Annotated in this window: 18 protein-coding genes, 1 pseudogene and 1 riboswitch; of the genes and pseudogenes, 6 read left to right on the top strand and 13 right to left on the bottom strand. The window is 67.5% G+C overall.

The features are described from left to right. Positions 1-85: 85 nt before the first annotated feature. On the bottom strand, positions 86-763 hold the full coding sequence (locus ACOQFL_RS17620) for a LytR C-terminal domain-containing protein (protein ID WP_435545281.1): 678 nt from the start codon (positions 761-763) through the stop codon (positions 86-88). After that, on the bottom strand, positions 764-1234 hold the full coding sequence (locus ACOQFL_RS17615) for a DUF3263 domain-containing protein (protein WP_435545280.1): 471 nt from the start codon (positions 1232-1234) through the stop codon (positions 764-766). 269 nt (positions 1235-1503) lie between these two features. On the opposite strand from ACOQFL_RS17615, the gene ACOQFL_RS17610 reads away from it, so the two are divergent. Then, positions 1504-2076, top strand: coding sequence for a peptide deformylase (locus ACOQFL_RS17610; RefSeq protein WP_435545279.1), 573 nt, complete (start codon positions 1504-1506; stop codon positions 2074-2076). A 94-nt stretch (positions 2077-2170) separates the two neighbouring features. On the opposite strand, the gene ACOQFL_RS17605 is transcribed toward ACOQFL_RS17610, so the two are convergent. Continuing rightward, a complete protein-coding gene (locus ACOQFL_RS17605) occupies positions 2171-2746 on the bottom strand; it encodes a Uma2 family endonuclease (RefSeq protein ID WP_435545278.1) in 576 nt (191 codons plus the stop codon). Between the two features lie 280 nt (positions 2747-3026). On the opposite strand from ACOQFL_RS17605, the gene thiC reads away from it, so the two are divergent. Beyond that, positions 3027-4682: a phosphomethylpyrimidine synthase ThiC gene (gene thiC / locus ACOQFL_RS17600; RefSeq protein ID WP_435545277.1), complete on the top strand. Its 1656-nt coding sequence runs from the start codon at positions 3027-3029 to the stop codon at positions 4680-4682. Positions 4683-5018: 336 nt separating this feature from the next. Here thiC and ACOQFL_RS17595 read toward each other — a convergent pair whose 3' ends face one another. Both ACOQFL_RS17595 and ACOQFL_RS17590 read right to left on the bottom strand, forming a co-directional pair. Continuing rightward, positions 5019-5453 (bottom strand): TA system VapC family ribonuclease toxin, encoded by a 435-nt coding sequence (locus tag ACOQFL_RS17595; protein WP_435545276.1) that lies wholly within the window; start codon positions 5451-5453, stop codon positions 5019-5021. Further along, positions 5450-5689, bottom strand: a complete 240-nt coding sequence (locus ACOQFL_RS17590; protein WP_435545275.1) for a ribbon-helix-helix protein, CopG family — start codon at positions 5687-5689, stop codon at positions 5450-5452. Before ACOQFL_RS17590 ends, ACOQFL_RS17595 begins: the two co-directional genes overlap by 4 nt. Positions 5690-5901: 212 nt before the next feature. Between ACOQFL_RS17590 and thiD the strand changes: the two genes are divergently transcribed. Together thiD and ACOQFL_RS17580 are read left to right on the top strand one after the other, a co-directional pair. Further along, positions 5902-6780: a bifunctional hydroxymethylpyrimidine kinase/phosphomethylpyrimidine kinase gene (gene thiD, locus ACOQFL_RS17585; protein WP_435545274.1), complete on the top strand. Its 879-nt coding sequence runs from the start codon at positions 5902-5904 to the stop codon at positions 6778-6780. A 248-nt stretch (positions 6781-7028) separates the two neighbouring features. Further along, entirely contained in the window at positions 7029-9002 is a 1974-nt protein-coding gene (locus ACOQFL_RS17580) for an FUSC family protein (RefSeq protein WP_435545273.1), read from the top strand. A gap of 120 nt (positions 9003-9122) precedes the next feature. Here the strand turns inward: ACOQFL_RS17580 and ACOQFL_RS17575 are convergent, their stop codons facing one another. From ACOQFL_RS17575 to thiO, 3 genes are all read right to left on the bottom strand, one after another. Beyond that, entirely contained in the window at positions 9123-9887 is a 765-nt protein-coding gene (locus ACOQFL_RS17575) for a thiazole synthase (RefSeq protein ID WP_435545272.1), read from the bottom strand. Between the two features lie 2 nt (positions 9888-9889). Further along, entirely contained in the window at positions 9890-10090 is a 201-nt protein-coding gene (thiS, locus tag ACOQFL_RS17570; RefSeq protein WP_435545271.1) for a sulfur carrier protein ThiS, read from the bottom strand. Then, positions 10087-11202, bottom strand: a complete 1116-nt coding sequence (gene thiO, locus ACOQFL_RS17565) for a glycine oxidase ThiO (RefSeq protein WP_435545270.1) — start codon at positions 11200-11202, stop codon at positions 10087-10089. Before thiO ends, thiS begins: the two co-directional genes overlap by 4 nt. Next, positions 11193-11299: riboswitch (TPP riboswitch) on the bottom strand. It overlaps the preceding gene by 10 nt. A 138-nt stretch (positions 11300-11437) precedes the next feature. Here thiO and thiE point away from each other — a divergent pair. Beyond that, complete coding sequence (gene thiE, locus ACOQFL_RS17560) at positions 11438-12112, top strand: thiamine phosphate synthase (RefSeq protein WP_435545269.1); 675 nt, start codon at positions 11438-11440, stop codon at positions 12110-12112. 27 nt (positions 12113-12139) lie between these two features. On the opposite strand, the gene ACOQFL_RS17555 is transcribed toward thiE, so the two are convergent. The 5 genes from ACOQFL_RS17555 to ACOQFL_RS17535 all read right to left on the bottom strand — a co-directional run bounded on the left by ACOQFL_RS17555 (position 12140) and on the right by ACOQFL_RS17535 (position 14461). Continuing rightward, positions 12140-12667 carry a DUF3558 family protein gene (locus tag ACOQFL_RS17555; RefSeq protein ID WP_435545268.1) on the bottom strand — a complete coding sequence of 176 codons (528 nt, stop codon included), beginning with the start codon at positions 12665-12667 and terminating at the stop codon, positions 12140-12142. Further along, positions 12664-13095 (bottom strand): hypothetical protein, encoded by a 432-nt coding sequence (locus ACOQFL_RS17550; RefSeq protein WP_435545267.1) that lies wholly within the window; start codon positions 13093-13095, stop codon positions 12664-12666. The genes ACOQFL_RS17555 and ACOQFL_RS17550 overlap by 4 nt, the downstream gene beginning before the upstream one ends. Before the next feature lie 71 nt (positions 13096-13166). After that, positions 13167-13568, bottom strand: a complete 402-nt coding sequence (locus tag ACOQFL_RS17545; protein WP_435545266.1) for a hypothetical protein — start codon at positions 13566-13568, stop codon at positions 13167-13169. Between the two features lie 37 nt (positions 13569-13605). After that, positions 13606-14091, bottom strand: a complete 486-nt coding sequence (locus ACOQFL_RS17540) for a hypothetical protein (protein WP_435545265.1) — start codon at positions 14089-14091, stop codon at positions 13606-13608. Between the two features lie 4 nt (positions 14092-14095). Next, a complete protein-coding gene (locus ACOQFL_RS17535; protein WP_435545264.1) occupies positions 14096-14461 on the bottom strand; it encodes a hypothetical protein in 366 nt (121 codons plus the stop codon). A 186-nt stretch (positions 14462-14647) separates the two neighbouring features. On the opposite strand from ACOQFL_RS17535, the pseudogene ACOQFL_RS17530 reads away from it, so the two are divergent. Further along, positions 14648-14956: pseudogene (locus ACOQFL_RS17530) on the top strand (thiamine phosphate synthase); the annotation flags it as partial. Positions 14957-15608 lie beyond the last annotated feature (652 nt).

Here is a 15608-nt window from a genome sequence, read left to right as displayed (position 1 = left end):
GCTTTCCACCCGTGGGCACTCGGCGGAACCTCCAGCGGCGGTGTCGACCGCGAGGGTGGTGGGAGCCCGCCACCGGGAGGATGCCTCAGCCGATGCCGTCGTAGTTCTTGGTGACGATGACGATCACACCGGGGCTGGCGTCGGTGATGCCGTCGAACCTCGGCTTCAGCCTGGCGTCCAGCCGCCGCGCCACGGTGCGCGCCTGTGCGCGTTCCTCGGTGTCCGGCCGGTAGTAGACGGTGGTTACCGGGATCCTGCCGCCCGCGTAGTTGTCCACCTCGACCACTCGGAAGCCCGCGCCCCTTAGGTCGCGCGCCGCGCGGTGCGCGAGATTCTCGATCTTGCTGTTGTTGTAGACCCGCAGCGAGATCCGTTGCCGGGAGTCCCCCTCGCCCGACTCGCCATCGGCCGAATCGCCGTCTCTCGAATTCTCGCCTCCCGATTTACCGCCGTCCTGGTTGCCACCACCCGAGTTCCGGTTTTCCGAGGGGGACTCGGACGGGGAGGACGAGTCGGACGGCTCCGAGGACGCCGAGGTGTTCGGGGCGGAGGTTCCGGGGGCATCCGCGGAGGTGCTCGTCGACCCGCTGCTGGTGGAAGCCGGTGGCGGAGGCGCCGTCCCGGTGGGATCCGCCGAGGGCTCGCGATCGCCGGTGAGCGCGGTGGCCACTCCGAAGAACAGGGCGAGCACGCCGACTCCCAGCAGCGTGAAACCGCCGATTCGGGCGGCGGAACGCCCGGTTGCGAACTCTCCGGAGGGCATTCAGTACTCCCGTTCGGGTTCTGGAGGCGCGGTGCTCGTCCCGAGCCTGCCATTCGCGCGCTGCCTGCGCAGTCGTTTGATCAGCATGGGCTCGGCTCGCATCGCCGCCGGTTTGTCGAGCAGTTTCGCGATCACCCGATAGTACTCGTGGGGTTCGAGAGCGAACAGTTCCCGGACGGCGCGCTCCTTGCTGGCCACCGCTTTCCACCACTGGCGTTCGAAAGCCAGCAGTTCGCGTTCGCGGTCGGTCAGTTCGGTGGCGGACGAGTCCGCGCCGGGCTCGGTTTCCTCGGCGGGTTCACCGGGTTGTGGCGGCACTCGCTCGATGGGTTGGGTGATCGGTTCCACGGCACGTAAGTGCCCGTAACGGCGGGATTCCTCCCGCTGTGAATCGGGCCGCTCCGCCACCCGCGCCAGCAGCTCGCACTGCCGCGCGATCTCGTGTGCGGTCAACATCTGGGCGGCGTCCATCTCGCACCTCGCCTCACGATCGGCTCTCCGCACATGGTGAATCACGGAAGCGTGATTCCCACCCTCGTATTACACCATGTCTTGATCAGTGCCGGGGGTCATCACACGTAAGGGTGATGTATCGGCTTCGCAACGACTGTGGATCCCGGGTGAGGAATCATCTCGACACGGTGAGTCATTCCCCCGACAGCGCCGGAAAACCGAGCGCGTTTCCGCTCGGCACTCCGCCACCTCACTCGGTGGAGATCCGGCCGGATAGGCTTTCGCGCATGACTGTCCACCCCATCCGCATCGCGGGCGATCCGGTACTGCACACCGCGACACGCGAGGTCGAAGCCTTCGACGACGAGCTGCGCACCTTGATCGACGACATGTTCGAGACCATGAACGCGGCCAACGGGGTGGGACTGGCGGCCAACCAGATCGGGGTGGACCTGCGGTTGTTCGTCTACGACTGCCCGGACGACGAGGGCGTGAACCATCGGGGCGTGGTGGTCAACCCACGGCTGGAGACCTCCGAGATACCGACGACCATGCCCGATCCGGACGACGACTGGGAGGGCTGCCTGTCGGTTCCCGGCGAGTCGTTCCCCACCGGCCGGGCGGACTACGCGAGGATCACCGGCTTCGACGGCGACGGCGCCGCCGTGAAGCTGGAGGGACACGGCCACCTGGCCAGGTGCTTCCAGCACGAGACCGACCACCTCGACGGTTACCTGTACCTGAGCAGGCTGACCGGAAGGCACGCACGCGCGGCCAAGAAGATGCTCAAGCGCAACGGCTGGACCGAACCGGGCAACTCGTGGAACCCGGCCACCGACGCGGACCCGTTCGGCGAGTAGCAGGACTCCGTCGACTCGGGCTTCCGCCGTGCTCGGTTGGCGGAACCTCTCGCGGGCTCTCCACTCCGGGGAGGCCCGGTAACGAGCAGGTGGCTCAGAACCGCGTGGTGTCCAGGCTGAAACCGAACGGCTCGGGCAGCTCGATCCCGTGGCCGAACGGGACCTGAACCAGGTGCCGATAGTGCCCGGACGCGGGATCGGAGTACAGCGACACTGTTGGTTCCCTGGAATCGTAGCGATCGACGAGCAGGTAGAACGGTACTTCCGCACCGGCGTACGCCCGAAGCTTGGTGGTTCGGGCGGTCTCGGGGTCGCTGAGGGAAGTGATCTCGACGGCCAGCAGCGCGAGCGCGGCGGGCACGGGAGTGGCTTCCGCATCGCTCGGAACACGGTCGCGCGGTATCACCAGCAGATCCGGCACGAAGAGACCGACACGCGGCGCCACCGAGACACCGGCGGTCTGAAAGATCGCCCAGTGATCCGGCATGTCGCGCACGAACAGCCGATGCACTCGGTCCGCTACCAGGTTGTGTTCGTGCCCGGGCGGCGGTGTCAGCACGATCCTTTCCTCGATGATCTCCGCGCGCCACCCCTCGGGCACATCCAGTTCCCGCCAGACCTCGAACAGCCGCGTCGAGGTCGGGGGCGAGTATGCCGGTGCGGCGTGCACAGCGCGCTCACCCCCCTGTGTTGGATTCGTGACGCATCGTATTCGCCCGGCGGGAACCGCGGACCCGCGACTGGTCAACAGTTCACCGACTCGGGAGCCACCCGACCGGGGCAACGACACGCATTGCGCCCCGGGCCGAGGATGGCTAGTGTCTGCCGCCGACAACAGAAACCGCGGGAGCTCGCACCGGAAGCGGGCTGAGAGGGCGACTGGAGCGGATCTCCGGGGTCGCCGACCGCATGAACCTGACCGGGTAATACCGGCGTAGGGAGGAACGGCCATGGCCGACGTGTATCCGAACGAGTCCACTTCGAACGGATCGGCCACACCGAGCATCACCACCGGAGCGATCCGGGGTTCGCACAAGATCCACCACAGCACCGAGTCGGGACTGCGCGTGCCCGCGCGCCGGATCGAGCTGAGCAACGGCGAGCACCTCGACGTCTACGACACCTCCGGGCCATACACCGACGACAGCGTCGGGATCGACGTGCACCAGGGCATCCACCCGCTGCGTCGCGGTTGGACGGACGGGCGGGAGCACCGCACCCAGCTGGAGTCGGCTCGGGCGGGTCTCGTCACTCGCGAGATGGAGTACATCGCGGCGCGCGAGGACCTCTCCCCCGAGTTCGTCCGCTCGGAGGTCGCCTCGGGACGCGCGGTGATCCCCGCCAACCGCTGCCACCCGGAGACCGAACCGATGATCATCGGGAAGAACTTCCTGGTGAAGGTCAACGCCAACATCGGCAACTCGGCGGTCACCTCCTCGGTCGAGGAGGAGGTGGAGAAGATGGTCTGGGCGAGCCGCTGGGGCGCTGACACGATCATGGACCTGTCGACCGGCAGCCGCATTCACGAGACCAGGGAAGCCATCCTGCGCAACTCGCCGGTGCCGATCGGCACGGTGCCGATCTACCAGGCGATGGAGAAGGTCGACAGCGATCCGGCCAAGCTGACTTGGGAGATCTACCGCGACACCGTGATCGAGCAGTGTGAGCAGGGCGTGGACTACATGACGGTGCACGCCGGGGTGCTGCTGCGCTACGTCCCGATGACGGCCCGACGCGTGACCGGCATCGTCTCGCGCGGGGGCTCGATCATGGCCGCCTGGTGCCTGGCGCACCACCGGGAGAGCTTCCTCTACGAGCGGTTCTCCGAGCTGTGCGAGATCCTGCGCTCCTACGATGTCACGTTCTCGCTGGGCGACGGACTGCGACCCGGTTCGATCGCCGACGCCAACGACCGCGCCCAGTTCGCCGAGCTGGAGACCCTCGGCGAGCTCACCCACATCGCCAGGGAGCACGGGGTGCAGGTGATGATCGAGGGGCCGGGGCACGTGCCGATGCACAAGATCGAGGAGAACGTCCGCCGTGAGGAGGAACTGTGCGGCGAGGCCCCGTTCTACACCCTCGGACCGCTGGCCACCGACATCGCTCCGGCGTACGACCACATCACCTCGGCCATCGGGGCGGCCGAGATCGGCAGGGCGGGCACCGCGATGCTGTGCTACGTCACCCCGAAGGAGCATCTGGGACTGCCGAACCGGGACGACGTCAAGGCGGGGGTGATCGCCTACAAGATCGCGGCGCACTCGGCCGATCTCGCCAAGGGGCACCCTCGTGCGCAGGAACGTGACGACGAGCTGTCCAAGGCGCGCTTCGAGTTCCGCTGGAACGACCAGTTCAACCTCTCGCTGGACCCGGACACCGCGCGTGCTTACCACGACGAGACGCTGCCGGCCGAGCCCGCGAAGACGGCGCACTTCTGCTCCATGTGCGGGCCGAAGTTCTGCTCGATGAAGATCACGCAGGACGTGCGCGACTACGCCGCGAAGCACGGGCTGGACAGCGTGGAGGCCATCGACGCGGGGATGCGGGAGAAGTCCGAGGAGTTCGCCGCCTCCGGCGGGGAGGTCTACCTCCCGATGGCCGAGTAGCGGTAGGAGTCGTCGGCTCCGCTTCCGTGGAACTGGCTCGGCGGAGCCATCCTCCGTTTCTGGCTCCGGGAGGCCCGATACCGGGTAGCGACCAACCCAAGGTCAGGCCTCCCTCTCGAAAGCAGGACGCGGGTGAACAGCGGGTGGCCGGGCCGCGGAGCGGTGCTCTGCGGCCCGGCGTATCGAAGAGCACCACAAGAGAGCCGCGACGGACGTATCTGGAGTCGAAGTACCGGACAGGCACTCCGGAACCCGTCCGTCAGCAGGTCCGTCGCTCAGGTGTATTCGGGGGCGTCTCCGAAAAGTTTGACCCGAATGCCTCCAACAGGAGAACTATTACTTCAGAACAGTGAGGTGCTCCTCAGTAGCGCCGTGCACAGCGGAGAGCGGCAACGAGTTGTCCAAGGTAACCAGACGTGCGTCGTGTGCTGTAGCCAAGGCCAGCAGATAGACATCGGTTATCTGACGGTGGCCGTGCAGCCGCGAACGGTCCACCGAGTGCGGATTCAGCAGACTGACCGTGCACGCCCAGAACTCGTGATCGCTCTCATGCCGTGTTCGAGCAAGCAACTCGATTGCCTCGGTTGTGGAAATGGGACTGGGGTAGCGCGGTTGGCTGATGACGCGGACGAAGCCATTCTCGGTGATCGAACACGAGGCCCACCCCGCTGTGCCGTCGGCATCCAACCATTCGTGTGCACGCTTGTGATCAACATGGTCGCTATCCAGCAGGGCCAGCAGCACATTGACATCGAGCAGGGCTCGTTTCACTCCGCCTCTTCCTCGCGGATCTGGTCGATGAGTTCGTTCGACACGGCGGGCCCTCGGTGCGGTAATGGTCTAAATCCGTGATGCGAGGCACCCCGTGGCTCGGTCGGGTGCCCGGAACGTGTCAGCGCCTGGCGAGCGAGTTCCGACAGCACCTGCCCGGCCGAGCGCCTCTCACGACGAGCTCGTTCGTGGACGGCGGCAAGAACATCATCATCCAACCGTATTGTAGTGCGCATGCATCTGATGCTAGCGCATCAATTGCTCGGTTGCCCACGCAACCCAACCTTCCGGTAGCCGGTGTCAACACCGGGTCGGCAGTTCCCAAGAAACAGCTGGTCAAATCTGACTCGTGAGAGTTGATATCTCGTGAACGAACCGAGCGGCATCGAAGCAGCACTTCCCACTTCACCCATCCACCCGCCCCACCCACAGCACTGGGACTTCTACGATGAGTTCGATGGACTCCACACCCACGGGCACCGGAATCCGGCCTGCCAACGACACGGCCCCGCCCACGGCCCTGACGATCGCGGGGTCGGACTCGGGAGGCAGCGCGGGCATGCACGCCGACCTGCGCACCTTCTTCTCGTGCGGTGTGCATGGCATGACCGCGGTGACGGCGGTGACCGTGCAGAACACGCTCGGGGTCTCCGACATGGTCGAGATCCCGCCGGAGACGGTGGCGGCCCAGGTCGAGTCGGTCGCCTCCGACATCGGGGTGCACGCCGCCAAGACCGGGGTGCTGCCCTCGGCGGCGTGCATCGAGGCGGTGCTGGCCGCCTGTGACCGGCAGGGCATCGGCCGGGACGGCCGCACCCCGCTGGTGCTCGATCCGGTGGCCGCCTCGCGCAACGGCGAACCACTGCTGCGGGTCGACGCGCTCGAAGCCCTGCGCGACGAGGCGTTCCCCCGGGCCACGCTGGTGACCCCGAACCTCGACGAGGTGCGACTGCTGACCGGCATCGAGGTGCGCGACCGGGACCAGCTCTGGGACGCGGCCAAGGCGGTGCACGACTTCGGCCCCGAGTACGTGCTGATCAAGAGCGGGCACCTGCCCGAGGACCCGGAGTGCGTGGACCTGCTGTTCGACGGGCACGAGGCCGTCACCCTGCCTGGTCCCCGGTACTCCACCGTGCACACCCACGGCGCGGGTGACGCCTTCGCCTCCGCGATCACCGCCGCGCTGGCGCGCGGCGCACCAATGGAGCAAGCGGTTCGGCTGGGCAAACGGTTCGTCAGCCGCTCGGTGCGGCACGCCTACCCGCTGGGTAACGGTGTCGGTCCGGTCTCCACGTTCTGGCGGATCAGCAGCCGCTCGATCCGGTGAGCACCACCTCACCCCGGCGACTTCGGGCGCGGCGATTTCGCGGGAAATTGTCGAAAAGCCCTACGAACGAGTGATTTCGCTCGCTGCTCGGTAACCCTGATCGTGGGGTGTGTCGACGTATCCGACGAGGGACTGAATTACCACGGCAGAGTGGTTCGGGGACCCCTGCCCTGGTAACAGCCGATCGTCGGCATCGCCGTCGATACGTCAGTACGAGCACACACCAGGGGAAGCGTGGGGCGAATCCGGTGCTGAAACGACTACGGGCAGAGCTGTCCACCGAAGCGGGCGCACCAGACCCGCGACAGCGGCAGTACACCACGGCAGTGCTGCTGGCCGTGGTGGTGGCGAGCCTCGTCGGTTGGCTGTCCGACGTCGGAGAACCGCTGATCATCGCGGGGATGACGGCGGTGCTGACCCTGGTCTCCTCCGGCGGGCACTCACTGCGCGCCGACCTGCGGATGTTCGCGAGATTCGCGCCCGCCATCACGGCGGTGCTGGCGATCGGTCCGCTGCTGACGAACGAGCCGGTGTTCGCGGGGGCGCTGGTGGCGGCCGTGGTGTTCGGCTCGGGCATGCTGCCCGCGCTGGGAGAGCGTTACCGCACCTTCGGGCAGACCTTCGCCGCCGCGACGCTGCTTTCCACCACCACCGGGATCGGCGCGGGAGAACCGGCCTGGAGGCTGGCCGCCGCCGCGGTGCTCGGCGCGCTGTTCGCGCTGCTGCTGCGGGTGCTGGTGGGGCTGACCGATCCGAGCCGGACCATCCGCGCCACCGTGGCGCGCACGTTGACCACCCCCGGGCCGGGCGTGGTCGAGAGCGCCGCCGACGCCTGGCGCGCCGACGGCAGGGTCGGCTGGCTGGGACAGGTGCTGGCGGGTGCCGCCCGGTTCCGGGCAGCTCGCGAGGTACTGCTGGCGCAGGCCCAACAATCGCACGGCGAGCAGCGGGAATGGCTGTACCGCATCGCCGCGCGGGCCGACGAGATCGCGGCCGAGCTGGCGGTGGCGGTCCGCTCGCGGGTCTGCACCGGTCTGAACGGGCTGGCCCGCACACGGCCAGAGGTGCTGGAAGGGGCGGCGAACCGGCAGGTGCCGGACGCGGTGCGCGGCATCAACGAGGGTTTCGACCGGGTGCGCCGCGCGGTGCTGCAGCGGGACCACACGGTGGTCACTCCGGCGGCGCGTGGTGGCCGCAGGCAGCAAGCCGTGGGGGCGGTGCGGGCGCATCTGTCGTTGCGGTCCTCACTGTTCCGGCACGCGCTGCGCTGCACCCTGGCCGTGGCGGTGGGCATGGTGATCGTGCTGCTGCTGCGGGACCCTTCCGCCTCCACCCTGCTGCTGAGCCTGTACGTGGTGCTGCAGCCGGCGGCGCGGGACAGCATGAACGGGGCGCTGGAACGCACCGGAGGCGCGGTGCTGGGGGTGATAGTGCTGGCCGTGGTGATCGTGCTGCTGCCCTACGCCACGCTGCTGATACCGGTGTTCACAGCGGCGATGCTGCTGCGGGTGGAGCGGCTGCGCAACGACTACCGCGTGCTGTTGGGGGCGCTGATCGCCATCACCGTGCTCGCCCGGATCGTGGAGTTGGACGAGCGTTCGCTGGTCAACGCGACGATCAGCTTCGCGGCCAACACGGCGATCGGTGCCGCGATCGCGCTCAGCGTGGGATTCGTGAGCTACCTGGTGCTGCCCGGCAGCCTGGTGCCGGACGTGCGGGGGACGGTGCGCGCCACAGTGTGGTCGGTCTCGGAACTGCTGCGTAGTGTCCGCGCGGCCGGTCGCGGTGCCGATCTGCGGGAACCGTTGCGAGCGGCGCACGTGCTCGCGCTGCGGCGCACCCAGGACCTGCTCGGCCTACCGGCCAAACTGGACGGTTCCGACACGGTGGAGGAGGAAGCCGAGCGCAGCAGCAGGGAGGCGGCGGTGGCGCTGGACGCGCTGCGGCAGGACCTGGCTACGCTGGCTTTCCGGCCCGACTCCGAGCGGGCGCTGGCGGTGCCGGCGCTGAGCGCGGTCGACGATCTGCTCGGCGGCAACACCACGGCGCGGATACCCGACATCCCGTCGGGGCAGGCACCCGCGACCGAGCTGCTGGCGAGTTCCCTGCTGGAGAACGCGCTGCACGCCAGGGCCGCGATCGACGAGACGTTCGGCTACAACGATCCGTGGAAGAGCTACACCATCTCGTTCGTGCGCCCGGAGCGGTTGCGGATCCGGTGAACGGCTGACTCCAGCCGTCCCGGAGGTCGCCGGGGACGGACACTTCTACGATCCGCATCGGCCGGACGGCCTGGTGCGCGACTCGAGCGAGTCGATCACCCGGATGTCCGGCCTCCACCGTCACCCCATCGGCCTGCCGGGGCTGGATGCCTCGGCCCAGTAGCGACGCGGAATCCGACCCGCCTGGGCGGCCAGCCGCCCCGCCTCCACCCCGGAGCGCATCGCGGCGGCCATCCGCTCCGGATCGTGCGCACGGGTGACGGCCGAGGCCAGCAGCACCGCGTCGCAGCCCAGCTCCATGGCGAGCGCCGCGTCCGAGGCGGTGCCGATCCCCGCGTCGAGCACGATCGGCACCGAAGCGCGGGAGCAGATCATCTCGATGTTGTGCGGGTTGCGGATGCCCAGCCCCGTACCGATCGGCGAGCCCAGCGGCATCACCGCCGCGCAGCCGAGCTGTTCCAGCCGGGTGGCGAGCGCGGGATCGTCGTTGGTGTAGGCGAGCACCACGAAGCCCTGCTCGATCAGCTGCTCGGCGGCGTCGGTCAGTTCCACCGGATCGGGCAGCAGCGTGTCCTCGTCGATCACTACTTCCAGCTTGATCCAGTTCGTGCCCAGGGCCTCGCGTGCCAGCTGCGCGGTGAGCACCGCCTCGGCCGCGCTGCGACACCCGGCGGTGTTGGGCAACGGAGCGATACCGAGCCGATGCAGCAGATCGAACACCCCGGTGGTCCCACCGGCGTCGGCGCGGCGCATCGCCACGGTGGTCAGCTCCGTACCGGAGGCGATCAGCGCCTGCTCCAGCGCGGTCAGGCTGGCCGCGCCCCCTGTACCGGTGATCAATCGCGAACCGAATTCGTGTCCGGCTATGACCAGCGGATCGTCCATGCTCATCCTCCTTGCACGGCGGTGACGATCTCCACCGTCGCGGCCGTGCCGAGTTCGGTCTCCTGCCAGCGGTCGCGGGGAACCACGGCGCCGTCCAGCGCCACGGCCACCCCGCGGGCCGGGCTCCGGAAACGTTCCAACGCGTCGGCGAGGGTCGCGCCCTGCTCGAACTCGTAGCGCTCTCCGTTGATCGTGACGTTCATCGTCGAACTCCACTTCGCTTCGGGTCGGCGGGTTCGGTCTCAGTGGGCACGTGGCCGCCCCGCAGCAGCGCGGTGACCGCGTCGGCTGTGATCGGTGCGTGCAGGAATCCGTTGCGGTGGTGCCCGGTGGCGACGAACACCCCGGGTTCCAGCCAGCCGATCAGCGGCAGGTTGTCCGGCGTGCCGGGACGCAACCCCGCCGTGGCCTCGGCCAGTTCGTACTCCCCGAGTCCGGCCACCACTCGCTCGGCGTCGCCGATCAGGTCGCGCACCCCGCCCACGGTTACCCGCGTGTCGAATCCGTTCTCGTACTGCGTGGCCCCCACGACCAGGCCGTCCGGGCGCGGCACCAGGTAGACCGGCCTGCCGTGCACCGGTCCCCTAATGGTGTGCTCGGGTGGTGGCAGCGCGGTGCTCCTGCGCCGCAACCGCAGGATCTCGCCCTTGACGGGGCGGACCAGCTCGGCCAGGTCCTCGTGCAGTTGCCCGGAGTTGCTGCCCGCCGCGATCACCACCACGTCGCAGCGCAACTCGGAATCGGGCAGCTCCACCACACCGGGACGGACGCGGTGCGCCGTTTCGGTGTGGAACTCGACCCCGGCCCGCCGCGCGGCCTCGCGCAGTGCGTCGAGCGTGGTGCGGTTGTCGACCGAGAGATCGCCCGGCACTTCCAGCCCGCCTTGCACGGCGGGAGCCAGCGAGGGTTCCAACCTGCGCAACGCCCTGCCGGAGTGCCTGGTCACCGTCCGGCCCAGCTTGGCCAGGTGCTCGGCGACCTCGTGCAGCTGCTCGCGGTCGGCGCTGTCGGCCCCGACGACGAGCGTGCCCCGCTCGCCGAGCCCGGAGGGCGCGTCGGCGGCGCGGGAAAGTTCGGCGGCGAAGTCCGGCCAGCGGCGCAATGAGGCCGCTCCCAGTTCGAGCAGCTCCTCCTCACCGAACCAGGTCTCGGCCAGCGGCGCCAGCATCCCGCCGGCGACGTGCGAAGCGCCGCTCGCCGGTTCCGGGTCGACCAGTCGTACCCGGCAGCCCAGCGTGGCCAGCCGCCACGCACAGGACAGCCCGATCACACCGCCGCCCACCAGGGCGATGTCGTGATGTCGTTCGTCGGTCAATGCTCGCTCCCTGCGCCGGCATGATCCGGATCAGGTTCGGCGGTCGGGGCTTCAGCCCCCTCTCAGTCCGTTCGGCCGGACTCCCGCGGGTACCCATCGCACAGCTTAGGTGATGAACTCCGTCCGCGTCAGGTAGCACCCGAGGAGCCACCGGTCACCCTCGGGAGAACCACCACGCGACCCGCTGGGGAATGTGACTGGCGCCACCGCCCACCGCGTGACCTACCCTGGACGCATGCCCGGAATGGACGGCTACGGAATGCGCGCCCGGCTGGATCAGTCGCGGCTGTACTTGTGCACCGACGCGCGCCGGGAACGCGGTGATCTCGCCGAGTTCGTGGACGAGGCACTGGCGGGCGGTGTGGACATCATCCAGCTGCGGGACAAGGACGAGTCCGGCGCTCCGCTGGAGGCCCGCGAGGAGCTCGAGGCGTTGCGGGTGCTGGCCGATTCCTGCGTCCGGCACGACGCTTTGCTGGCGGTCAACGACCGCGCGGACATCGCGCTGGCCGTCGACGCGGACGTGCTGCATCTGGGGCAGGACGACCTACCGGTGGAGACCGCTCGCGGCATCGTCGGCGATCAGATGATCATCGGCCGCTCCACGCACGACGTGGTGCAGGCGGACTCGGCGGCCACCGAGCGCGGGGTGGACTACTTCTGCACCGGCCCGGTGTGGACCACCCCCACGAAACCCGGCCGCGAAGCGGCGGGCATCGAGCTGGTGAGCCACGCCGCCGAGCACCACGGCCACGGCAGGCCATGGTTCGCTATCGGCGGTATCGGCCCGGAAAATCTGGACGAGGTCATGGCAGCGGGCGCCGAACGCGTGGTGGTGGTCCGCGCGATCACCGAGGCGGAGAACCCCCGAGAAGCCGCCGCACGGCTCCGCTCACGCCTGGTGAGCTAGCTATCAGCGGGCGCCAAGGCTGCCACGTCAACCGGCGAGTGACCGAATCGCAGACCTCGTGAATCGACGTGCCGTCTCACACGTGGGTGGGTCATCCGTCGAGTTCTCACTCACGTGTACTTTCAGTGACTGGCCACTCGCCACGTCGACGTACGTTGTGCAGCTCTCGTGCGGCCCGCTCGCGGATTCGCCGTACTCGAGTCTGATCACACGATAGCCCCGCACCCGAGGCAGATCGACCGCCCTGGACGACGCCATGGACCCGTTGGTCCACCGGTCTATTCCGTGATTCGTTACGACGGCGACGGTCACGGTCCCCCCGTACTTGGGCGAGTACTGACAACTCGTACCTTCCTCGTCCGAACCTTCCACGACCGAAACCGGTTGCGGCGGCGCCTTCACTTGAAGATCACGTAGTTTTGTCCGCGGAATCAGATCACACGGTCGCACATCGTCCAACGACAACTCGCGCGGTCTATCCGAAGAGCCACACGCCGTCGCCAGGGCGAACAGCACCAAAATCGCGGTTATGAACCGCACCAAACGAGCGCTCATCCGTAGTACCGCACCTTCAGCTCGGCTACTTTCGCCTGGAAACGCTGGATCAGAGCCGGAGTTACCTCGGCGACCCGTGCCACGAACTCGCGTTCGCTCAGCTCGCGCACCGTACCGGGATGGATAGTCGCGCTGAAGTCCTGCATCCCGACCGTGGATACGGCGATGCGCCCGTCGCCTGACTCGACGCTCGCCTCGACCACCCGCATCTCCTCCTCGAACTCGGAATCGTGCTGGTCATTCGGTTCGATGTTCAGATTCGTGGTGCTGATCGCCTCGCGATACTGCTTTACCCACCCTGTGTACAACCGTCGGGCCAAACCCGTCAAAGCGCGTTCCAGGAAGCGCTCGTCGATGAACTCGTACACACTCTCTCCGAACTCAAGCGTCACCTGGCTACGATCACGCAGCTCGGCTTCGAGTTCCATTCCGGGAGCTTTCGCCCGAACCCGAATTTGATCCAATCGTTCCGCCAATTCGCCCACTGCGCCATTCCCTCCTAGGTCGCCCGACCGAGCCCTTCATCGCTGGTCATTTCGTCGCCACCCATTCCTGCCAGCGCGGGGCGCGCCGAAACCAACACGGCGCGATCAGATTCCACCCCACCCGGAACCTCGTTCAGCGCCTTGGATATCTTTTTTCCGGATTCGCGGGTCTCCTTCGTGAGCTCGGCGATCGAATCCTTCATCGACTGTATGACCTGTTCCACCGATCCGGCTTCTCTGGCCATTTTCGCCGCGTCCATTCCAGCGGTGCCTACCGCGCCGACAGCCCCCACGGCCGGTATCACAGCAGCCGAGGCTCCCCCGGTGAAGGGAATCGATCCGACCGCAGCCACCGCCGCAGCAACCGAGAAAGTGAATTTCAGCTCGTTCTTCCCACAGCTCTGGACGTTGTCCAAGCCATTGAGCGTCTCCCTCGCGATCGATTCGATGTCATCACGTGCTCGGGCGCCACCGTTCCTGCTCCGCTTCCAGCGCGCCCCGCAGCACGCCGAGCAGCAGGAACTGGTTCTTGGTCACAGCAGGTAACGGATCGAGGAAGTTCCGTTTGAAGTTGTCCGCGGCCTCACCTGTCCAACTATCCAACGTGTCCCCGGCTGAACCAATCCGTGTGAGGTCTGGATTCGCCTTGATGTTCCCACCGTTGATCGGGTCCTTCATCTCTCCGGAGGACAGCTGCTCCATCGCTCTTCCCAGCGCCGTGATTGGTGCATCGTAGGAGCCGGGGTCGGGGATATCGAAGAAGGGTTCGAAGTGTGGTACGGCCACTCCCTCGTATTTCCGCTGGATCTCCTGGTAGTTGACCCCTTTGGAACCACTGGGGCCACCCTGATCAGCCGTGTTCACCTTGTGGTCATATTCGACCTCAGCAGCGCGCTGCTCTATCTCTTTCGCTCGCTGCATCAAAACGTCAAAGCTCATGTGCTCACTCCGGTTCCGGCTGACCACGCTCGTCAATCAGCTGCTGTAGTCGCGCCGCTGCGGCCCGGTCGTCTTCCGCGTACTGCTGGGCCGCCTGATTCAACGCATCGGCGGTCTCGTCCAGATTTCTTCGGGTTGTGCGCAACAGATCGATGACGGGGTGGTGCGCCTGCTGGTACTTATCCGATACCGCGCCCTGCTCGGAGACGAACTGTTCAGGCACGCTTGAGATCCCATTTATCCCCTCCAGCGCGCTTGCGCACTTGTCGATCGCGCTATCGTACGCACCGGACACCATCGGGAGGTCGGAATTGGCGACCTGTTTCAGCTCGTACAGGTCGGTACCGAACTCCTTGCCCGTGTGTGCCATGTATCTGCCCTTCGATTGGTTTGACAGCCCCTATGCTATCGCTCGTAACGGCACGGAAAGTCTGAATCCACGAAAATGAGCGAAGAGCAGATGCTCCTTCCGGACGTATTCCTGCCGAGTAGCCATCGTCTTTCCAACTCATGGGGTTCGAACGCCGACGGGGGGTGGTCCGGAGTTTCCCCATCGAGCACGCACGACGTGGTGCAGGCGGAGTCGGCGGCCACCGAGCGCGGGGTGGACTACTTCTGCACCAACCCGGTGTGGACCACCCCCACGAAACCCGGCCGCGAAGCGGCGGGCATCGAGCTGGTGAGCCACGCCGCCGAGCACCACGGCCACGGCAGGCCATGGTTCGCGATCGGCGGTATCGGCCCGGAAAATCTGGACGAGGTCATGGCAGCGGGCGCCGAACGCGTGGTGGTGGTCCGCGCGATCACCGAGGCGGAGAACCCCCGAGAAGCCGCCGCACGGCTCCGCTCACGCCTGGCGGGCTGACCCCGATCACGAGGCACGGCGGACAAGCGGAGCGGCTCGACTGCGAGCCGAATCGGAACGAGACCACTCCTCGCCCGGCCGTACGTCCCGACGATCGGCGGCCCGCCCGGCGATTTCGCGAGAAATTGACGCCCCCTGCGTACCATCGCATTCTCGGAACGGTGGCGCGGCGATTTCGCGAGAAATTGACGGAGCGCGCTCTGGTGACGGCGACCCCCGCTGGGAGGGGGCCGGGGGCCGCCGCCCGGAGTCGTTCCCGTCGTTCGCACGTCGACGGGACCGAACACCGTCCTCGGGACGGGGCGCCGCCGCTGCTGCCCCGCCGGAACTCCACTGCGTCCTGCCGCACCGGCTGTGCCGTTGTCCGCTTCCAGCACTCCTGATGCCGAATCGCGGTCGATCACCACGCGGCTCGAACAGCGTCAATTTCCCGCGAAATCGCCGCGCCGTTGGGGCGAGGTGGCCCCGTGGCCGTCAATTTCTCGCGAAATCGCCGCGCCCTCGACGCAGGGCCGAGCTCCCACCACTCCCGCGGGCCGCACCCCGAGCACCCTCGTGGTCGGCACCGCCGCGGGTTCTCGGGTGCGGCTCTCGCGAGGAAGGCCCGAGGTTGGGTAGCTCGCTACCCGGTGTCGGGCCCCCGCAGTGAGAG

The sequence above is a fragment of the Actinopolyspora sabaoui genome, from assembly GCF_051225635.1.
In the GTDB taxonomy this organism is placed as follows: domain Bacteria; phylum Actinomycetota; class Actinomycetes; order Mycobacteriales; family Pseudonocardiaceae; genus Actinopolyspora.
This window is presented reverse-complemented; position numbering and strand designations above follow the sequence as displayed.

Bases quoted from the DNA above. Each gene is read 5' to 3' on its own strand.
- ACOQFL_RS17620 (WP_435545281.1), bottom strand. From the start codon at position 763: ATGCCCTCCGGAGAGTTCGCAACCGGGCGTTCCGCCGCCCGAATCGGC.
- ACOQFL_RS17615 (WP_435545280.1), bottom strand. From the start codon at position 1,234: ATGGACGCCGCCCAGATGTTGACCGCACACGAGATCGCGCGGCAGTGC.
- ACOQFL_RS17610 (WP_435545279.1), top strand. From the start codon at position 1,504: ATGACTGTCCACCCCATCCGCATCGCGGGCGATCCGGTACTGCACACC.
- thiC (WP_435545277.1), top strand. From the start codon at position 3,027: ATGGCCGACGTGTATCCGAACGAGTCCACTTCGAACGGATCGGCCACA.
- ACOQFL_RS17590 (WP_435545275.1), bottom strand. From the start codon at position 5,689: ATGCGCACTACAATACGGTTGGATGATGATGTTCTTGCCGCCGTCCAC.
- thiD (WP_435545274.1), top strand. From the start codon at position 5,902: ATGAGTTCGATGGACTCCACACCCACGGGCACCGGAATCCGGCCTGCC.
- ACOQFL_RS17575 (WP_435545272.1), bottom strand. From the start codon at position 9,887: ATGGACGATCCGCTGGTCATAGCCGGACACGAATTCGGTTCGCGATTG.
- thiS (WP_435545271.1), bottom strand. From the start codon at position 10,090: ATGAACGTCACGATCAACGGAGAGCGCTACGAGTTCGAGCAGGGCGCG.
- thiE (WP_435545269.1), top strand. From the start codon at position 11,438: ATGCCCGGAATGGACGGCTACGGAATGCGCGCCCGGCTGGATCAGTCG.
- ACOQFL_RS17555 (WP_435545268.1), bottom strand. From the start codon at position 12,667: ATGAGCGCTCGTTTGGTGCGGTTCATAACCGCGATTTTGGTGCTGTTC.
- ACOQFL_RS17550 (WP_435545267.1), bottom strand. From the start codon at position 13,095: ATGGAACTCGAAGCCGAGCTGCGTGATCGTAGCCAGGTGACGCTTGAG.
- ACOQFL_RS17540 (WP_435545265.1), bottom strand. From the start codon at position 14,091: ATGAGCTTTGACGTTTTGATGCAGCGAGCGAAAGAGATAGAGCAGCGC.
- ACOQFL_RS17535 (WP_435545264.1), bottom strand. From the start codon at position 14,461: ATGGCACACACGGGCAAGGAGTTCGGTACCGACCTGTACGAGCTGAAA.